This window comes from Streptomyces sp. SDr-06, assembly GCF_003324565.1.
Taxonomy (GTDB): domain Bacteria; phylum Actinomycetota; class Actinomycetes; order Streptomycetales; family Streptomycetaceae; genus Streptomyces.
The window spans coordinates 97478-113598 of the sequence record NZ_QOLA01000009.1; the positions used below are offsets into that span (position 1 = coordinate 97478).

Here is a 16121-nt window from a genome sequence, read left to right on the forward strand (position 1 = left end):
TCAGGGCAGCAGGGCCAGTTCCTCCCCGGTCAGTACGAGATCGGCCGCGGCCGCCGAGTCCCGTATCGACTCGGGGCGGCTGGCCCCAGGGATCGGGATCAGCGTCGGCGACAGCGTCAACAGCCAGGCGAGGGCCACCTGTTGAGGGCTGACGCCCCGGGCCGCGGCCACCGTGTGGAACGCGGACCGGGGTGCGGGGCCGCCGGGCCCGTCGAGCGCGCTGCGCGAGATCCCGCCCAGCGGACTCCAGGGCAGATGGGCGAGCCCGAGCTCGGCACAGAGCCGCAGCTCGGGCTCGCCGTCGCGTACGGCGGGCGAGTAGCGGTTCTGCACGGAGACCAGGAGGTCGCCCAGCACGCGCCGCGCCTCGTGGATCTGCCCGGCGTCCGTGTTCGAGACGCCGACCGCGCGGATCTTGCCCTCCTGCGCCAACTCCCGCAGCACGCCCAGGGATTCGGCGAGCGGGACGTCAGGATCCGGCTTGTGCAGCTGGTAGAGGCCGATCGCCTCGACGCCGAGCCGCTTCAGGGACGCCTCGGCCGCCCGCCGCAGATGGCCCGGGTCGCCGTTCACCGTCCAGCCGCCGTCGTCGGTGCGGCCCCGGCCGCCCTTCGTGGCGACCAGGACGTGATCGGTGGCGCCGCCGTACGAGGCGAGGGCGCGGGCGACGAGCAGCTCGTTGTGGCCCGGCTCTCCGCCAGGCGCGTAGTAGGAGTCGGCGGTGTCGATGAGCGTGACCCCCGCGTCGAGCGCGGCGTGCAGCGTGGCGACGCCCCGCGCCTCGTCCGGACGCCCCTCGATCGACAGCGGCATCGCCCCGTAGCCGATCGCTCCGACCTCGTACGGCCCAAGTGTCCTCGTTCGCACGTCAGTCGGCTCCTGTCGTCTCGGCCACGGCGCGCGCCAGCCAGTCGTCGGTGTGGGAAAAGGTGAAGCCGAGCGAGGCGGCGAGGGAGGTGTCCATCCCGTAGGAGCGGGCGAAGGAGAAGGGCGAGACCGCCCCGACCTCCACCGGCTGGTAGCGCACCGGGGGGTGGTCGCCGCCCAGCGCGTTTGCGACCGCCGCCACGATGTCCTCGGTGGTCAGCGGCCCGTGCGACGCCGCGTTCACCGGCCCCGTGAAGTCCTGCCGGGTCACCCAGAACAGGAACGCGGCGATCTCCTCGACGTCGATGTACGTCGCCGGACGGTTGGGCACGGCCACCGCGACCGGCTCGCCCGCCCGCAGGCGGTCCGCGTAGTGGGTGAGCCGCCCGGTGAAGTCGTCGGTGCCGCCGAGGACATGGGCCACCCGCACCGCGACGTACGGGAAGGCCGGGGCGGCGGCGAACACCGCCTCCGTTTGGCGCTTGCCCTCGCCGTAGTGCAGTGCGACGAACTCCGGGTCCCGCCAGGGGAGATCGGGCGTGACGATGACGGAGCGCGGGTCGAGGACGTGCTCGCCGAGCGGCTCGGCCGAGTCCTCGTACTCGTACACCTCGACCGTCGACGTCATGACGTAGCGCGCGGTGCGGCCGGTGAAGACGCGGCGGGCGATGGCCGCCTGGCGCGGGGTGTAGCAGACCTGGTCGACCACCACGTCGAAGGTCCGGTCGCCGAGCGCCGCCGCGAGAGACGTCTCGTCGTCGCGGTCGGCGATCAGCTGGACCACGCCCGGCGGTGGCGGCGACGAGCCGCGGTTCAGCACGGTCACCCGGTCACCGGCGGCGAGCAGCCGTGCGATGAGCCGCTTGCCGAAGTAGCGGTTCCCTCCGATGACCAGCACCTCGCGCATGTCCTCAATTCCCTTCCCACCTGCGGTTTCTCGGGTACCAGTGTTACGTTGACGGCCCGCGGACTGAAGGGGGAAACATGGGAGATCTCGCCGCAGTACCAAAAGAACCACGGCATTCGCGCGCCACCGCCAACGATTCGTCAGGGGGCTTCGATCAGGTCGACCGGCAGCTCCTCGACGTCGTCCAGCGGGAGGGCCGGATCAAGCTCAGCGAGCTGGGCCGGCGGGTCCGGCTGAGCCCGGCCGCCGTGACCGAACGGCTGCGGCGCCTGGAGAGCAGCGGGGCGATCACCGGGTACGCGGCGCGGGTCGATCCGGCCCGGCTCGGCTACGGCATCCAGGCCTTCATCCGGGTCAGCCCGCACGGCGGCTACAACCTCAAGCACCCCAGGACCCTGGAGCTGATGGAGCGCCCGGAGATCACCGAGGTGCACCACGTGGTGGGCGAGGACTGCTGGATCATCAAGGTGGCCGTCGCCGACACGATCCACCTGGAGGAGATCCTGGAGCAGACCTCGGCGCTCGGCCGCACCACCACGTCGATCGTGCTCTCCTCGCCCGTGGGCGGCCGCGAGGGGAAGCCGCTGCTGCCACCGGCCCGGGGCTGAACAACGCGCCGCGCCGCCCCTTGCCCTGACGTCGGCGTCAAGGATTACGGTCCTCGTCATGCGCATCGGCGAACTCGCGGCCCGGGCGGGCACGACCACCCGCACGCTTCGGTACTACGAGTCGCGCGGCCTGCTGGCCGCGCGACGCACGGAGAACGGTTACCGGACGGCCGGGTGGCCCGCCCGCAGGCACTCCACGAACGGACGGGTCCACGGCGGGCACCAGTCGGCCGTGAACTCCACCAGGCCCGGCAGATCGCGCCCGTGCTGAGCGCGCTGGCGGCCGAGGAGGCGGACCGGCTGAAGATCGTGGCCGTGGACGTGGACACGAACCCGGAGACGACCGCGAGGTACGGCGTGCTGTCGATGCCCACCCTCATGGTGTTCGTGGACGGCGAGCCGGTGAAGATGATGGTGGGCGCGCGCCCCAAGCGGCGCTTGTCGCAGGAGCTCGAAGACGTGATCTGAGGCGGCGGCCCGGCGCGAGCCCACCCGGCCCGCGCACAGAAAAATGCCCCGGATGAATTGACATCCGGGGCATTTCCTTGCGTATATTGAGTGTTTCATGTCTTCGCGTATCGAAGTCACGAAGAAGCCTTATGGAAGCACTGTATCGCGTCAGGAGTGGAATTGTCAACCGAGGAATTTCGGAAGGAACAGCAATTCATCACCGACCTCTACACCCGCCTCGACGAGCTGCGTGATCAGGCCGAGGCCTCGGTGCGGTCGGCGTTGTCGCAGGTGGGCACCGGTCTTCAGGCCCGTCTTGAGCGGGATGTGATGGTCGCCGAGCAGTCCGGGCTGCTCGGTGCGCTCAACGCGGGCGAGAACGGGCTGTGCTTCGGGAGGCTGGATTTCCGGGACGGCACGACGCATCATGTCGGGCGCATCGGAATCCGCAGGAATGACCGGGAACGCACCCCCGTGGTGATCGACTGGCGGGCGGAAGTCGCCCGGCCGTTCTATCTCGCCACCGGTCATTCACCGATGGGATTGCGGCGCAGGCGGCACATCACCACCGAGGGCCGCACCGTCATCGCGCTCCACGACGAGCTCCTGGACCTGACGGACGCCGAGCGCACCGGGCACGAGGGTGCCAACGCCGACGAGGTGCTGCTCGCCGCGCTCGACGCCGCCCGCACCGGCCGGATGCACGACATCGTCCAGACCATCCAGGCCGAGCAGGACCGCATCATCCGGGCCCCGCACCGCGGGGTGCTCGTCGTCGAGGGCGGACCCGGCACCGGCAAGACCGTCGTCGCGCTGCACCGGGCGGCGTATCTCCTCTACGAATACCGGGAGTTGCTCGCCCGGCGCGCCGTGCTCGTCGTCGGGCCCAACCCGGCGTTCCTCGGCTACATCGGCGACGTGCTGCCCTCGCTGGGTGAGACCGGGGTGCTTCTGTCGACCCTGTCCGAGCTGTTCCCCGGCGTGCACGCGACCGGCACCGACACCCCCGAGGCGGCCGAGGTCAAGGGCCGCGCGGCCATGGCCGAGGTGCTCGCGGCGGTCCTGCGCGACCGCCAGACCGTGCCCGAGCGGGCCGTCGAGGTGCCGCACGACGGGTACGGCACGCTCCAGCTCGACCGGGCGATGGCGGAGGACGCCCGGTGGCGGGCGCGCGAGAGCGGACTCCCGCACAACCTGGCCCGGCCGCACTTCGCCTTCCACATCATCGACGCCCTCACCGCGCAGCTCGTGGAGCGCATCGGCGCCGACCCCTTCGGCGGGCCCAACCTGCTGGGGCCCGACGACGCCGCCCAGCTGGGCAAGGAGATCGCCACCAGCCGCGAGGTGCACGCGGCGATCGAGGAGCTCTGGCCGACCCTGACGCCCGAGGGGTTCGTGGCGGACTTCCTGGCCGAGCCCACCCATCTCCCGGACGCGGAGGCCAAGTTGATCCGGCGCGAGGGCGGCGCGTGGACGCCCGGCGACGTGCCGCTGCTCGACGAGGCGGCCGAGCTGCTCGGCGAGGACGACAGCGCGGCCCGGGCCGCCGCCGAGTCCGAACGCCAGGAGCGGATCGCCTACGCGCAGGGAGTGCTCGACCTCTCGGCCGGCTCCGAGTCGTACGAGTTCGAGGACGAGGAGTCCGAGGTGCTCGCCGCGCACAACATCATCGACGCCGAGCGGATGGCCGAGCGGCACGAGGAGGCCGACCACCGCAGCGCCGCCGAGCGGGCGGCGGCGGACCGGACCTGGGCGTTCGGCCACATCATCGTCGACGAGGCGCAGGAGCTCTCGGCGATGGCCTGGCGGCTGCTCATGCGGCGCTGCCCGACCCGTTCGATGACGCTGGTCGGCGACCCCGCGCAGACCGCGGACGCGGCGGGCGTCGGCTCCTGGGAGCGGATCCTCGCGCCGTACGTGGCACCCGACAGCTGGGACCACGTACGCCTCGGCGTCAACTACCGCACCCCGGCCGAGATCATGGAGGTCGCGGCCGAGGTGTGCCGGGCCGCCGACCCGTCCTTCGTGCCGCCCAGCTCGGTGCGGTCCACCGGGGTGCGGCCCTGGGCCCGGCGGGTCGACGCCGCCGCCCTCGCCCCGGCGGTGGCGGACTCCGTGACGGCCTGGCGGGGCGCCGGCCGCCTCGCGGTGATCGCCCCGGGCCCCCTGCACGCCCCGCTCCTCGCGGCCCTGCCCGACGCGGAGTCCGGCGCGACGCCCGACCTGACCCGTGAGGTCGTGCTGCTCGACCCGCGTCAGGCGAAGGGCCTGGAGTTCGACGCGGTGCTGGTGGTCGAGCCGGGGGAGTACGGGGTGAGCGACCTGTACGTCGCGCTGACCCGGGCGACGCAGCGGCTGGGGGTGCTGTATTCGGGCGCACTGCCGGAGGCGCTGCGGGGTTTGACGGGCTGAGTCCTCTCCGCCCCGTTCCTCCCTCTCACGCCCCCGGCGGCGGCGCCGTGCTCTCGCGGGGCTGGAGGCGGGGGAGGGGGTCCTGCAGCTGACGGGGGGCGCCGCCGTCCAGGAGGTCGAGGAGTTGGGCCGCCGCCCGGTGGCCGAACTCGTCCGCCTTGCGTACCAGCGCGGTCAGTTGGGGATGCAGCGTGTGGCAGATGACGGAGTCCTCCCAGGACACCACCGACACGTCCCGCGGAATGAGCAGCCCCCGCTCGGCGGCCACGCTGACCGCCGCCACCGCCATGACCTCGTTGTCGCAGATGAGGGCCGTGGGCGGGGTGGGCGCAGAGAACAGGCGGCGGGCCGCCTTGGCGCCCTGGCGGTCCGTGAAGTCCGTCGTCACCGAGACCGCGTGCTCCAGGCCGAGGCGCCGCGCCGCCGCCCGCAGTGAGGCGATCCGGCGCGCCGTGTGGGCGAAGCCCGGCGTACCGGCGATGTGACCGATGCGGCGGTGGCCGAGCCCGTACAGGTGGCGGACGATCAAGTCCATCGCGCCCGAGTCGTCGGCCCAGATGTTGGAAAGGCGTGCCTGGCGCGGGAGTTGGGGCGCGCCCGGGTTGCCCGGCGCCTCCATGCCGCCGATGATCACGGCGGGCAGGCCGAGCACCGCGAGGGTCTCGGGGCGCGGGTCCGAGACCCGGGGGTCGACCACGATCACCCCGTCGACCCGCCGCTGCGCCCACCAGCGCCGGTACAGCTCGCACTCCGCCTGGACGTCGTCGACCATCTGGAACACCAGTGCCTGGTCGCGCGGGGCGAGGCTCGCCTGGATGCCCGAGACGAGCTGGAGGAAGAACGACTCCCCGCCCAGGCTGTCCGCGGGGCGGGCCAGCACCATGCCGATCGCGCCCGCGTTCTCGCCGGAGAGAGCCCGCGCCGCGGAGCTGGGCCGCCAGCCGAGCCGATCCGCGACGCGTATGACCCGGCGGCGGGTCGAATCGGACACGCCGGGGCGGTTGTTGAGCGCGAAGGAGACCGCGCTCGTGGACACCCCGGCCTCTCTGGCCACGTCTTTCATGGTCGGACGGCGCGGTGGCGGCGCATCGCTCTCGATCTCGCTCATGCGCAGATGGTAACGCGGTTTAGTGATCCACTACTAAACCGCGTTAGCGACCGGGGAATTTTCGGGACTTTAGTCCTTTTTAGCGCCACTGACCTGCGTGTTTAGTTATTACGTGGGTTTATTCGGTATTGACGGCCAATAAATGTGCGCTGCATGGTGTGCGGCAACGTCATCGGGACGAGGCGAAGGAGTCAGCCACTCATGTCCATTCATCGCAGTGTCGCGATCCGGACGGCCGTCGGGCTCGGCGCGGCCCTCTCGCTCACCCTGCTCACCGCGTGCGGGGGCGGCGGAGGCGGTGCGGGTTCGTCCACCGACGGCAAGATCGAGGGCGAGATCAAGTTCCAGACCTGGAACCTCCGTGCCAACTTCAAGGACTACTTCGAAGGCGTCATCAAGGACTTCGAGAAGGCGAACCCCGGCGCCAAGGTGAAGTGGGTCGACCAGCCCGCCGACAACTACGCCGACAAGCTCAGCGCCGACGCCACCGCGGGCACCCTCCCCGATGTCGTGAACCTCTCCCCGGACCTCGCCTATCCGCTCGCCAAGGCGGGCACCCTGCTCAACCTGGACAAGGACAAGGTCGCCGCCAGGTTCAAGCCCGAGTACCTGGACGGCGCCTGGCAGGGCTTCGACATGCCGGGACTCGACGGCTCGTACGCCTTCCCCTGGTACCTGAACACCGGCCCGCTCTTCTACAACAAGTCGATGTTCAAGGACGCCGGGCTCGACCCGGAGAAGGCGCCCAAGACCTTCGACGAACTCTTCGCGGACGCCACGCGGTTGGCCGCCAAGGGCAGGGCGACCCTCGCCCAGCCGCCGACCGTCGAGGACTTCGGTCGCTACGGCGTCGAGATCATGAGCAAGGACGGCACGAAGTTCACCCTCAACGACGCCAAGGGCGTCGAGTTCCTGACGAAGTACCAGACGATGTTCAAGGAGGGCGGGCTGCACAAGCAGGCGCTGACCCTCACCGCCGAGACGGCCGGGCAGAAGTTCCTCCAGCAGGAGGTCGCCATGAACCCGGGCAGCGCCCACGACCTGGACACCTTCAAGAAGAACGCCCCGTCGCTCTACAACAGCCTCGGCATCACCGACGTACCGACCAACACCGGCAAGCAGAACATGTACCTCCAGGGTCTGTCGGTCAACTCGCAGAGCAAGAACGCCGCGACCGCCCTCGCCTTCGCGCACTTCGTCACCGACCAGAAGAACCAGGAGGACTTCGGCCACAAGGTCGCCGTCTTCCCCAGCACCAAGGGCTCCCTCGACAAGGAGTACTGGACCAAGGCCGACGGCACCGAGGAGGGCAGGATCCGGGTCGCCTCGGCCAAGATGCTGCCGACCGCCGTCAACTACACGCCGGTGCTGTTCAGCGACGAGATGAAGACGATCCTGCGCAACGAGATCGCCAAGTGCCTCCAGGGCAAGGCGTCCCCGAAGGAGGCACTGGACAGCGCGGCGAGCCAGATGACCAAGCTGCTTCAGCAGAAGTGACCCGGCGGAACGAGACATGAGCACCTCCACCCCGGCCGTCGCCGCGAAGGGGGCCGCGAGCCGCCCGCGCACCGCCGCCCCGGGCCGGCGCGCGGGCCGCGCCGCCGCCCGTACGCACCGGGCCCTCAGCCCCTGGCTCTTCCTGGCCCCCGCCCTCCTGGTCACCCTCGCCTTCAACCTCTACCCGTTCCTCGCCACGGTGTGGAAGTCGTTCACCGACGCCCGCACCCTGACCACCGGCAGCTTCGTCGGCTTCGACAACTTCACCGCGCTCCTGCACGACGACCAGTTCTGGGTCGCCCTGCGCAACAGCGCCCTGTACGTGGTCCTGGTCGTGCCCTGCCTGGTCTTCCTGCCGCTGCTGCTCGCCCTCCTGGTGCAGCGGCACATCCCCGGCATCGCCTTCTTCCGGTCCGCCTACTACACGCCCGTCGTCGCCTCCGTGGTGGTCGTCGCGCTGATGTGGGTGTGGATGCTGGACGACCGCGGCTTCATCAACGGCGTGCTGCGCATGGTGGGCGTCGACCCGGTGCCGTTCCTGTCCGACCAGTGGCTGCTGCTGCTCAGCTCGATGGCCCTGACCGTGTGGAAGGGCCTCGGCTACTACATGATCATTTACCTGGCGGCGCTCGCGAACGTGCCCAGGGAACTGCACGAGGCCGCCGAGGTCGACGGCGCCGGGCCCGTCCGCCGCTTCGTCTCCATCACCATGCCGTCCGTGCGCTCCACGATGGTCCTGGTCGGCGCGCTCTCCGCGGTCTCCGCCTTCAAGGTCTTCAGCGAGGTCTTCATGATCGCCGGGCCGACCGGCGGACCCGGCGGAGCCGACACCACGCTCGTCATGCTCATCCAGCGGGCTGGCACCGGCCTCCAGGGCCGCACCGGCTACGCCTCGGCCCTGTCGATCGTGCTGTTCCTGCTGACCCTGGTCCTGATGCTCCTCGTACTGCGGGCCGACCGGAAGGACAAGGACTGATGGCCGCCGTCGCCGACACCCGTACCCCCGCCCGGCCCCGCCGCGGCCGCGCACCCCGCTGGCGCACCGCCCTGCGGTACGTGACCCTCACGGCCGTCCTGCTGATCATGATCGGCCCGTTCCTGTGGCAGCTGTCCACCTCGCTCAAGGGCACCACCGAGGACATCTACACCTCGCCTCCCCGGCTGCTGCCCGAGCACCCCACCTTCGCCAACTACCGGGGCGTCGCGGACATCATCCCGGTCTGGGACTTCATCCTGAACTCCCTGAAGGTCGCGGTCAGCAACGTGGCGACCAACGTCGTCGGCGCCGCGATGGCCGGATACGCGCTCGCCCGGCTCCGCTTCAGGGGCCGCGCCGTCGCGGGGCTCGTCTTCGTGCTCGCCCTGCTGGTGCCGATGGAAGCGATCATGCTGGCCCAGTTCGCCACGATGCGCACGCTGGAGCTCAACAACACCCTGGTCGCCGTGGTGCTGCCCGGCTGCATCGGCGCGATGAACGTGCTCCTGATGCGCAACGCCTTCGCCACCATCCCGTACGAGATCGAGGAGGCGGCCATCGTGGACGGCGCCAACGTGTGGCAGCGCTTCACGCGCATCGCGCTGCCCGCCGTGAAGGGCACCCTCGCGGTCGTCGCGATCTTCTCCTTCATGGGCGCCTGGGACGACTTCCTGTGGCCCCTGATCGTGCTGTCCGACTCCGACCACTTCACGCTCACCGTCGGCCTGAACTTCCTGCACGGCACGTTCTCCAACAACCAGCGCGTGGTCGCGGCGGGCACCATCATCGCCGTCGCCCCGCTGATCGTGATGTTCGCCTGCCTCCAGCGGTTCTTCTTCCGCGGGGTCGGCGAGGGCGCGATCAAGGGATAGCCCGAATTCAACCGGCCGACGTCAACTCCCCCGTCGCAGAACTACCTTGGAGCTCATCCCATGGCAGCCCCGCGCTTCGGCGTCAACTACACGCCCAGCCAAGGCTGGTTCCACCACTGGCTCGACTACGACCCGGACGCGGTGCGGGCCGACCTCGACTCGATCGCCGCACTCGGCCTCGACCACATACGGGTCTTCCCGCTCTGGCCCTACTTCCAGCCCAACCGGGCCCTGATCAGGCCCCGCGCGGTCGAGCAGCTGGTCGACGTCGCGGACGCCGCCGCCGAACGCGGGCTCGACGTCAACGTCGACGGCCTCCAGGGACACCTGTCGAGCTTCGACTTCCTGCCCGCCTGGACCCGCACCTGGCACCGCCGCAACCTGTTCACCGACCCCGAGGTGCTCGACGGGCAGGCCGCCTATCTGCGCACCCTGGCCGCCGCCCTCGCCGACCGGCCCAACTTCATCGGCATGACGCTGGGCAACGAGGTCAACCAGTTCTCCGCGGGCCCCCACCCCGACCCCGACCGGGCCACCGAGGCCGAGGTCGACCGGTGGCTGGAGCGGATGCTGGCGGCCTGCGAGGAGGGCGCGCCCGGCAGGCTGCATCTGCACGCCGAGTACGACGCGTGCTGGTACCAGGACGACATGCCCTTCACCCCGGCCCAGGCGGCCCGGCGCGGCGCCGTCACCGCCGTCCACTCCTGGGTCTTCAACGGCACCGCGCAACGCCACGGCCGCCGGTCGGTGGCCACCGAGCACCACGCCGCCTATCTCATCGAACTGTCCAAGGCCTGGGCCGCCGACCCGCACCGCCCGGTCTGGCTCCAGGAGGTCGGCGCCCCGGCCCCGCTGGTGCCGCCCGCGCACGCCGCCGCCTTCACCGGGGCGACGGTCGAGAACGCCCTGGACTGCCCCGACCTGTGGGGCATCACCTGGTGGTGCTCCCACGACGTCTCGCGCGACCTGGCCGACTTCCCCGAACTCGAATACGGGCTCGGCCTGTTGACCAACGACCGGCGCCCCAAGGACACCGCCCGGGTGCTCGCCCGCGCCGCCGCCGCGCTCCGGGAGGGCGCCCACGCCCCAGCGCCCCGCACCACCGCCCTCGTCGTGCCGGACGACCCCGCCGCCCGTTCCGCGTGCGCCCCCGGCGGCCCCGTCTTCGAGGCGTTCTTCCGGCTGACCGCGGACGGCGCCCGCCCCACCACCGTCCTCGCGCCCCGCGCCGACGACACGGCACACCTCGCCGCCCGCGGCATCACCGACATCGTCACCCCCGACCAGGTCCGGTAACGCTCCCGCCAGGAGGCACCCCGTGAACCACCACCCCACCCGACGCGCCGTGGTCCTCGCCGGCGCGGCGGCCGCCCTCACCCCGGCGCTGCCCGCCCTCGCCTCGACTCCCGTACGGCCCAAGGCGGTTCAGCCCTACGCCTCCTACTGGTACCCGGACTCGCTGCCCTCCGGCAGTCCCGGCCCCGGCATCACCTGGCGCAGCCTGAAGGCCTGGCGCGCGGCAAGCGACGCCGACCTGGCGTTCAACGCGGCCTCCGTGCCGCTGGCCGCGCGCTTCACCCCCGTCGCCGCGAACGCGTCCGCCCGCGCGGACCAGGCCCGTATCCAGTCGCTCGTCTCGTTCGGCCCCACCGCGTCCAACCCGTCGCAGGGCGCCCCCACCGCCGACTACTACGCCCTCACGCACTGGGCGTACATCGACGAGCTGGTCTTCTGGGGCGGCTCGTCCGGCGAGGGGCTTATCCTCGCGCCGAACGCGCCGATCGTGGACGCCGCCCACCGGCACGGGGTCCCCGTGCTCGGCAACGTCTTCCTGCCGCCGGCCGCGTACGGCGGCCAGCTCCAGTGGACCCGCGACCTCGTCCAGAAGGACGCCTCGGGCCGCTACCCGCTGGCCGCCCAGCTCGTCGCGGTCGCCGCCGCGTACGGCTTCGACGGCTGGTTCATCAACGCCGAGACCGGCGGCGGCAACACCGCGCTCGCCACCGCCATGCTCGGCTTCGTCAAGGAGCTCAAGGCGCTCGGCGCGGCCAAGGGGCAGCGCGTCACCTGGTACGACTCGATGACCGTGAACGGCTCGGTGAGCTGGCAGGGCGCCCTGAACAGCCAGAACCGGGCGTTCTTCGAGGCCGCCGACACCATGTTCCTCGACTTCCGCTGGTCGCCCGGGACCCTGGCCTCCTCCGGCAGCACAGCGCGGGAACTGGGCCGCGACCGCTACGCGTTGTGGGCCGGGGTGGACGTCGAGTCCAACGGCTGGGACACCCCGGTGGACTGGGACGCCATCGTCCCCGGCGGGAAACCGCACGTCACCTCGTACGGCTTCTACCGGCCCGAGTGGACCCTGGGCCACCTGCCCGCGAACCGCACGCCCGGCGACTTCCACGCCGCCGACGACCGCTTCTGGACCGGCCCCTCCCTCGACCCGTCGCGGCCCGACACCGACGCGTCCTGGCGCGCCCCGGCCGTGGCCGTCGCCGACCGCTCCACGGTGAGCACGCTGCCCTTCGCCACCACCTTCAACACCGGACACGGCCTGCGCTGGTACGAGGCGGGCCGGGTGACCTCGTCCACGGCGTGGAACCACCTCGGCCTCCAGGACCGCCTGCCGTCCCGCCGCTGGATCACCCGGACCGCCGGGCAACACCCCGTCGTGGCCTTCGACTTCGCGGACGCCTGGCGCGGCGGCAGCAGCCTCCTGGTCTCCGGCGCGCCCGGCGCGCCGGTCGCCCTCGACCTGTACGCGACGCGGCTGCCGCTGTGCGCGCGTACCGTCGTCGAACTCACCCACCGCGCCGATGCCGACGTCACCGTGGAGCTGGCCGTCGCCACCGCCGAACCCGCCGGTCCCGGCGCTCCCCAGCCGTACCGCTACCTGCCCGCGGGCACGCTGAAGGCGGGCGCCGCCTGGGCCACCACCAAGCTGCCCCTGACCGGCCCGTCCGGCACCGCCCGCGCGATCGGCCTGCGCCTGACGGCGCCCGGCGCGCTCAACTACCGCCTGGGCGCGCTGGCCGTGTACGACCGAGCCGAAGTGCCGTCCGCCCCCAGCGGGTTGAAGGTCGTGGCAGGCTCGGACGGCATGCGCTTCACCTGGCGTCCCGCGCCCGGACCCGTACGCCACTACGAGCTGCACCGGGTGCTGCCCGACGACACCCGGCGCTTCCTCGGCGGCACCTGCCAGAGCGCGTACTACGTGCCCGGCCCGGTACCCGAGCGGGGCGAGAAGGCGGCCCGCTTCGAGGTGCGGGCGGTCGGCGAGCTCTACACCGCGTCCGGCCCGGCCCCGGCCGCGCACCCCTGGTAGCCCGGGCCCGCCCGCACCGGCCCGACCCACCCCACCCCGAAACGGAGCACCCCTCATGCATGACGACCGCGGCCTGGTCGAAGCCCGCCTCAAGCGCGTTCTGGACGAGCGCGTCCGTCCCGCCGTGTACCCGGAGTCGGTGCCGCTCGAGGTGGCCGTCTGGAACGCGCCGGGTGAGCCAGTACCGGTGGAGGAGGGCCTGGCCGCCCCGGTGACGCCGATCGCGGTCGGCGATCCGTGGGGCCCGCCCTGGGGTACGAGCTGGTTCCGGGTGACCGGGACCGTGCCCGAGGAGTGGGCCGGGAAGTCGGTGGAGGCGATCCTCGACCTCGGCTTCGACGAGAACATGCCCGGCTTCCAGTGCGAGGGCCTGGTCTACCGGCCCGACGGCACCCCGGTGAAGGGGCTCAACCCGCGCAACCAGTGGGTGCGCGTCGGAGCCCCGGTCGACGGCGGCGAAGAGGTCCGCCTGCACATCGAGGCCGCCTCCAACCCGGTCCTGCTCGACTACCACCCCTTCGTGCCGACGCGGCTCGGCGACATCGAGACCTCGCACCGCGACCCGCTGTACAAGCTGGCCCGCATGGACCTCGCCGTCTTCGACGAGACGGTGTGGCGCCTGGTCATCGACCTGGAGGTGCTCGGCGAGCTGATGGCGGAGCTGCCGGTCGCATCGGGCCGCCGCTGGGACATCCTCCGGGCGGTCGACCGGTCCCTCGACGCGCTCGACCTCCAGGACATCAACGGCACCGCCGAGGCCGCCCGTTCGGAGCTGACGGAGGTCCTGTCCTCGCCCGCCGAACCGTCGGCGCACCGGATCAGCGCGGTGGGCCACGCCCACATCGACTCGGCGTGGCTGTGGCCGCTGCGCGAGACGGTGCGCAAGGTGGCGCGTACGACGTCCAACATGACGGCGCTCCTGGACGACGAGCCCGAGTTCGTCTTCGCGATGTCCCAGGCCCAGCAGTGGGCGTGGATCAAGGAGTACCGGCCCGAGGTGTGGGCGAAGGTCGTCAAGGCGGTGGCCGACGGCCGGTTCGTCCCGGCCGGTGGCATGTGGGTGGAGGCCGACACCAACATGCCGGGCTCGGAGGCGATGGCCCGGCAGTTCGTGCACGGGAAGCGCTTCTTCATCGACGAGTTCGGCGTGGAGAACGACGAGGCGTGGCTGCCCGACACCTTCGGCTTCGCGGCCGGGCTCCCGCAGATCATCAAGGCGGCCGGGTCGAAGTGGCTGCTCACCCAGAAGATCTCCTGGTCCCAGACCAACACGTTCCCGCACCACACCTTCCAGTGGGAGGGCATCGACGGCACCCGGATCTTCACGCACTTCCCGCCCGTCGACACCTACAACTGCGCCATGAAGGGCAGCGAGATCGCCCACGCGGCCCGCAACTTCAAGGACAAGGGGGTCGCCCGGCACTCGCTGGCGCCGACCGGCTGGGGTGACGGAGGCGGCGGCACCACCCGCGAGATGATCGCGAAGGCGGCCCGGCTCAAGGACCTGGAGGGCAGCGCGCGGGTGGTCTGGGAGACCCCGGCGGAGTTCTTCGCCCAGGCACAGCGGGAGTACGCGAACCCGCCGGTGTGGGTGGGGGAGCTGTACCTCGAACTGCACCGGGCGACGCTGACCAGCCAGGCCAGGACGAAGCAGGGCAACCGCAGGAGCGAACACCTGCTGCGCGAGGCCGAGTTGTGGTCGGCGACGGCCGCGGTGCGGGTGGCCGGGTTCGCCTACCCGTACGCCGACCTGGACCGCATCTGGAAGACGGTGCTGCTGCACCAGTTCCATGACATCCTGCCCGGCTCGTCGATCGCGTGGGTGCACCGGGAGGCGGAGAAGACGTACGCGGCGGTCGCGGCGGAGCTGACGGGCCTCGTCGAGAAGGCCCAGCGCGCGCTGGCGGGGGAGGGGACGCAGCCGCTGGTCTTCAACGCGACCCCGCACACCCGGCACGGGGTGGCCGCTGGAGGTGCGGCGGCACCCGCGGGGGCGGCCCGGCCAGAGCTGTCGGCCCGGCCGGACGGCGGCTTCGTGCTCTCCAACGGACTGCTGAGGGTCGAGATCGACGGGCGGGGCCTGGTGGTCTCGGCGTACGACATCGCGGCGGGCCGGGAGGCGATCGTGCCGGGCCGCCCGGCCAACCTGCTCCAGCTGCACCCCGACTTCCCGAACATGTGGGACGCGTGGGACGTGGACGCGTTCTACCGCAACACGGTGACGGACCTGGTCGAGGCGGACGAGGTGGCGCCGGGGGAGGACGCGTCGGTACGGGTGGTCCGCTCGTTCGGGTCGTCCCGCGTGACCCAGGTCCTGACGCTGGCGCCGGACTCCTCGCGCCTGGACATCCGCACGGAGGTGGACTGGCACGAGACGGAGAAGTTCCTGAAGCTGGCCTTCCCGCTGGACGTGCACGCGGAGCGGTACGCGTCGGAGACCCAGTTCGGCCACTTCTACCGGGCGGCGCACACCAACACGAGCTGGGAGGCGGCCAAGTTCGAGGCCTGCAACCACCGCTTCGTGCACCTGGAGGAGCCGGGCTGGGGCGTGGCCCTGGTGACCGACTCGACGTACGGCCACGACGTGACGCGCACGGTGCGCCCCGAGGACGCGGGCACGACCACCACCCTGCGGGTCTCCCTGCTGCGCGCCCCGCGCTTCCCCGACCCCGAGACCGACCAGGGCCTGCACCGGTTCCGCCACGCGCTGGTGCCGGGCGCGACGATCGGCGACGCGGTGCGGGAGGGGTACGGGGTGAACCTGCCCGAGCGGACCGTGCCGGGCGCGGGCCCCGTCGAGCCCCTGGTGGCGGTCGACAACGACGCCGTGGTGGTGACCGCGGTGAAGCTGGCGGACGACGGGAGCGGGGACGTCGTGGTCCGCTTCCACGAGGCGTGCGGCGGACGGGCGCGGGCCCGGCTGATGCTCGGCTTCGCGACGGTCTCCTTCACACCGACCGACCTGCTGGAACGCCCGCTGGGGGAGCCGGAGCCGACGGAGGGCCTGGTGGAGGTGGCCCTGCGCCCCTTCGAACTGCGGACGCTGCGCTTCAGCAGGGGCTGACCCCCTGAGCGCGCCGCCGTGGCCCGCCCCCTTGT

The 16121-nt window shown here is 71.7% G+C and carries 11 protein-coding genes and 2 pseudogenes; 10 read left to right on the plus strand and 3 right to left on the minus strand.

What is annotated here, in order from left to right; all coding sequences use genetic code 11:
* Both DT019_RS20010 and DT019_RS20015 read right to left on the minus strand, forming a co-directional pair.
* On the minus strand, positions 1 to 867 hold the full coding sequence (locus tag DT019_RS20010; RefSeq protein WP_114038240.1) for an aldo/keto reductase: 867 nt from the start codon (positions 865 to 867) through the stop codon (positions 1 to 3).
* A 1-nt stretch (position 868) separates the two neighbouring features.
* Positions 869 to 1774, minus strand: coding sequence for an NAD-dependent epimerase/dehydratase family protein (locus DT019_RS20015; RefSeq protein ID WP_114038241.1), 906 nt, complete (start codon positions 1772 to 1774; stop codon positions 869 to 871).
* Positions 1775 to 1851: 77 nt separating this feature from the next.
* On the opposite strand from DT019_RS20015, the gene DT019_RS20020 reads away from it, so the two are divergent.
* The 4 genes and pseudogenes from DT019_RS20020 to DT019_RS20035 all read left to right on the plus strand — a co-directional run bounded on the left by DT019_RS20020 (position 1852) and on the right by DT019_RS20035 (position 5244).
* Positions 1852 to 2382 carry an Lrp/AsnC family transcriptional regulator gene (locus tag DT019_RS20020; RefSeq protein ID WP_114038242.1) on the plus strand — a complete coding sequence of 177 codons (531 nt, stop codon included), beginning with the start codon at positions 1852 to 1854 and terminating at the stop codon, positions 2380 to 2382.
* Positions 2383 to 2425: 43 nt separating this feature from the next.
* Positions 2426 to 2551: pseudogene (locus DT019_RS20025) on the plus strand (MerR family DNA-binding transcriptional regulator); the annotation flags it as partial.
* Between the two features lie 80 nt (positions 2552 to 2631).
* A pseudogene (locus DT019_RS20030) lies at positions 2632 to 2850 on the plus strand (thioredoxin family protein); the annotation flags it as partial.
* 162 nt (positions 2851 to 3012) lie between these two features.
* Entirely contained in the window at positions 3013 to 5244 is a 2232-nt protein-coding gene (locus DT019_RS20035; RefSeq protein ID WP_114038244.1) for a HelD family protein, read from the plus strand.
* A 25-nt stretch (positions 5245 to 5269) separates the two neighbouring features.
* On the opposite strand, the gene DT019_RS20040 is transcribed toward DT019_RS20035, so the two are convergent.
* Positions 5270 to 6343, minus strand: coding sequence for a LacI family DNA-binding transcriptional regulator (locus tag DT019_RS20040; protein ID WP_388980055.1), 1074 nt, complete (start codon positions 6341 to 6343; stop codon positions 5270 to 5272).
* A gap of 210 nt (positions 6344 to 6553) precedes the next feature.
* On the opposite strand from DT019_RS20040, the gene DT019_RS20045 reads away from it, so the two are divergent.
* Genes DT019_RS20045 through DT019_RS20070 form a run of 6 tightly spaced genes read left to right on the plus strand, consistent with a single transcriptional unit; the run spans position 6554 to position 16086 of the window.
* Positions 6554 to 7849, plus strand: a complete 1296-nt coding sequence (locus DT019_RS20045) for an ABC transporter substrate-binding protein (protein WP_114038245.1) — start codon at positions 6554 to 6556, stop codon at positions 7847 to 7849.
* 16 nt (positions 7850 to 7865) lie between these two features.
* Complete coding sequence (locus tag DT019_RS20050) at positions 7866 to 8825, plus strand: carbohydrate ABC transporter permease (RefSeq protein ID WP_114038246.1); 960 nt, start codon at positions 7866 to 7868, stop codon at positions 8823 to 8825.
* A complete protein-coding gene (locus DT019_RS20055) occupies positions 8825 to 9697 on the plus strand; it encodes a carbohydrate ABC transporter permease (RefSeq protein ID WP_114038247.1) in 873 nt (290 codons plus the stop codon). Before DT019_RS20050 ends, DT019_RS20055 begins: the two co-directional genes overlap by 1 nt.
* Before the next feature lie 60 nt (positions 9698 to 9757).
* Positions 9758 to 10993 (plus strand): glycoside hydrolase 5 family protein, encoded by a 1236-nt coding sequence (locus tag DT019_RS20060; RefSeq protein ID WP_114038248.1) that lies wholly within the window; start codon positions 9758 to 9760, stop codon positions 10991 to 10993.
* Positions 10994 to 11015: 22 nt separating this feature from the next.
* Complete coding sequence (locus DT019_RS20065; protein ID WP_114038249.1) at positions 11016 to 13022, plus strand: endo-beta-N-acetylglucosaminidase; 2007 nt, start codon at positions 11016 to 11018, stop codon at positions 13020 to 13022.
* A 55-nt stretch (positions 13023 to 13077) separates the two neighbouring features.
* Complete coding sequence (locus DT019_RS20070; RefSeq protein ID WP_114038250.1) at positions 13078 to 16086, plus strand: alpha-mannosidase; 3009 nt, start codon at positions 13078 to 13080, stop codon at positions 16084 to 16086.
* Positions 16087 to 16121 lie beyond the last annotated feature (35 nt).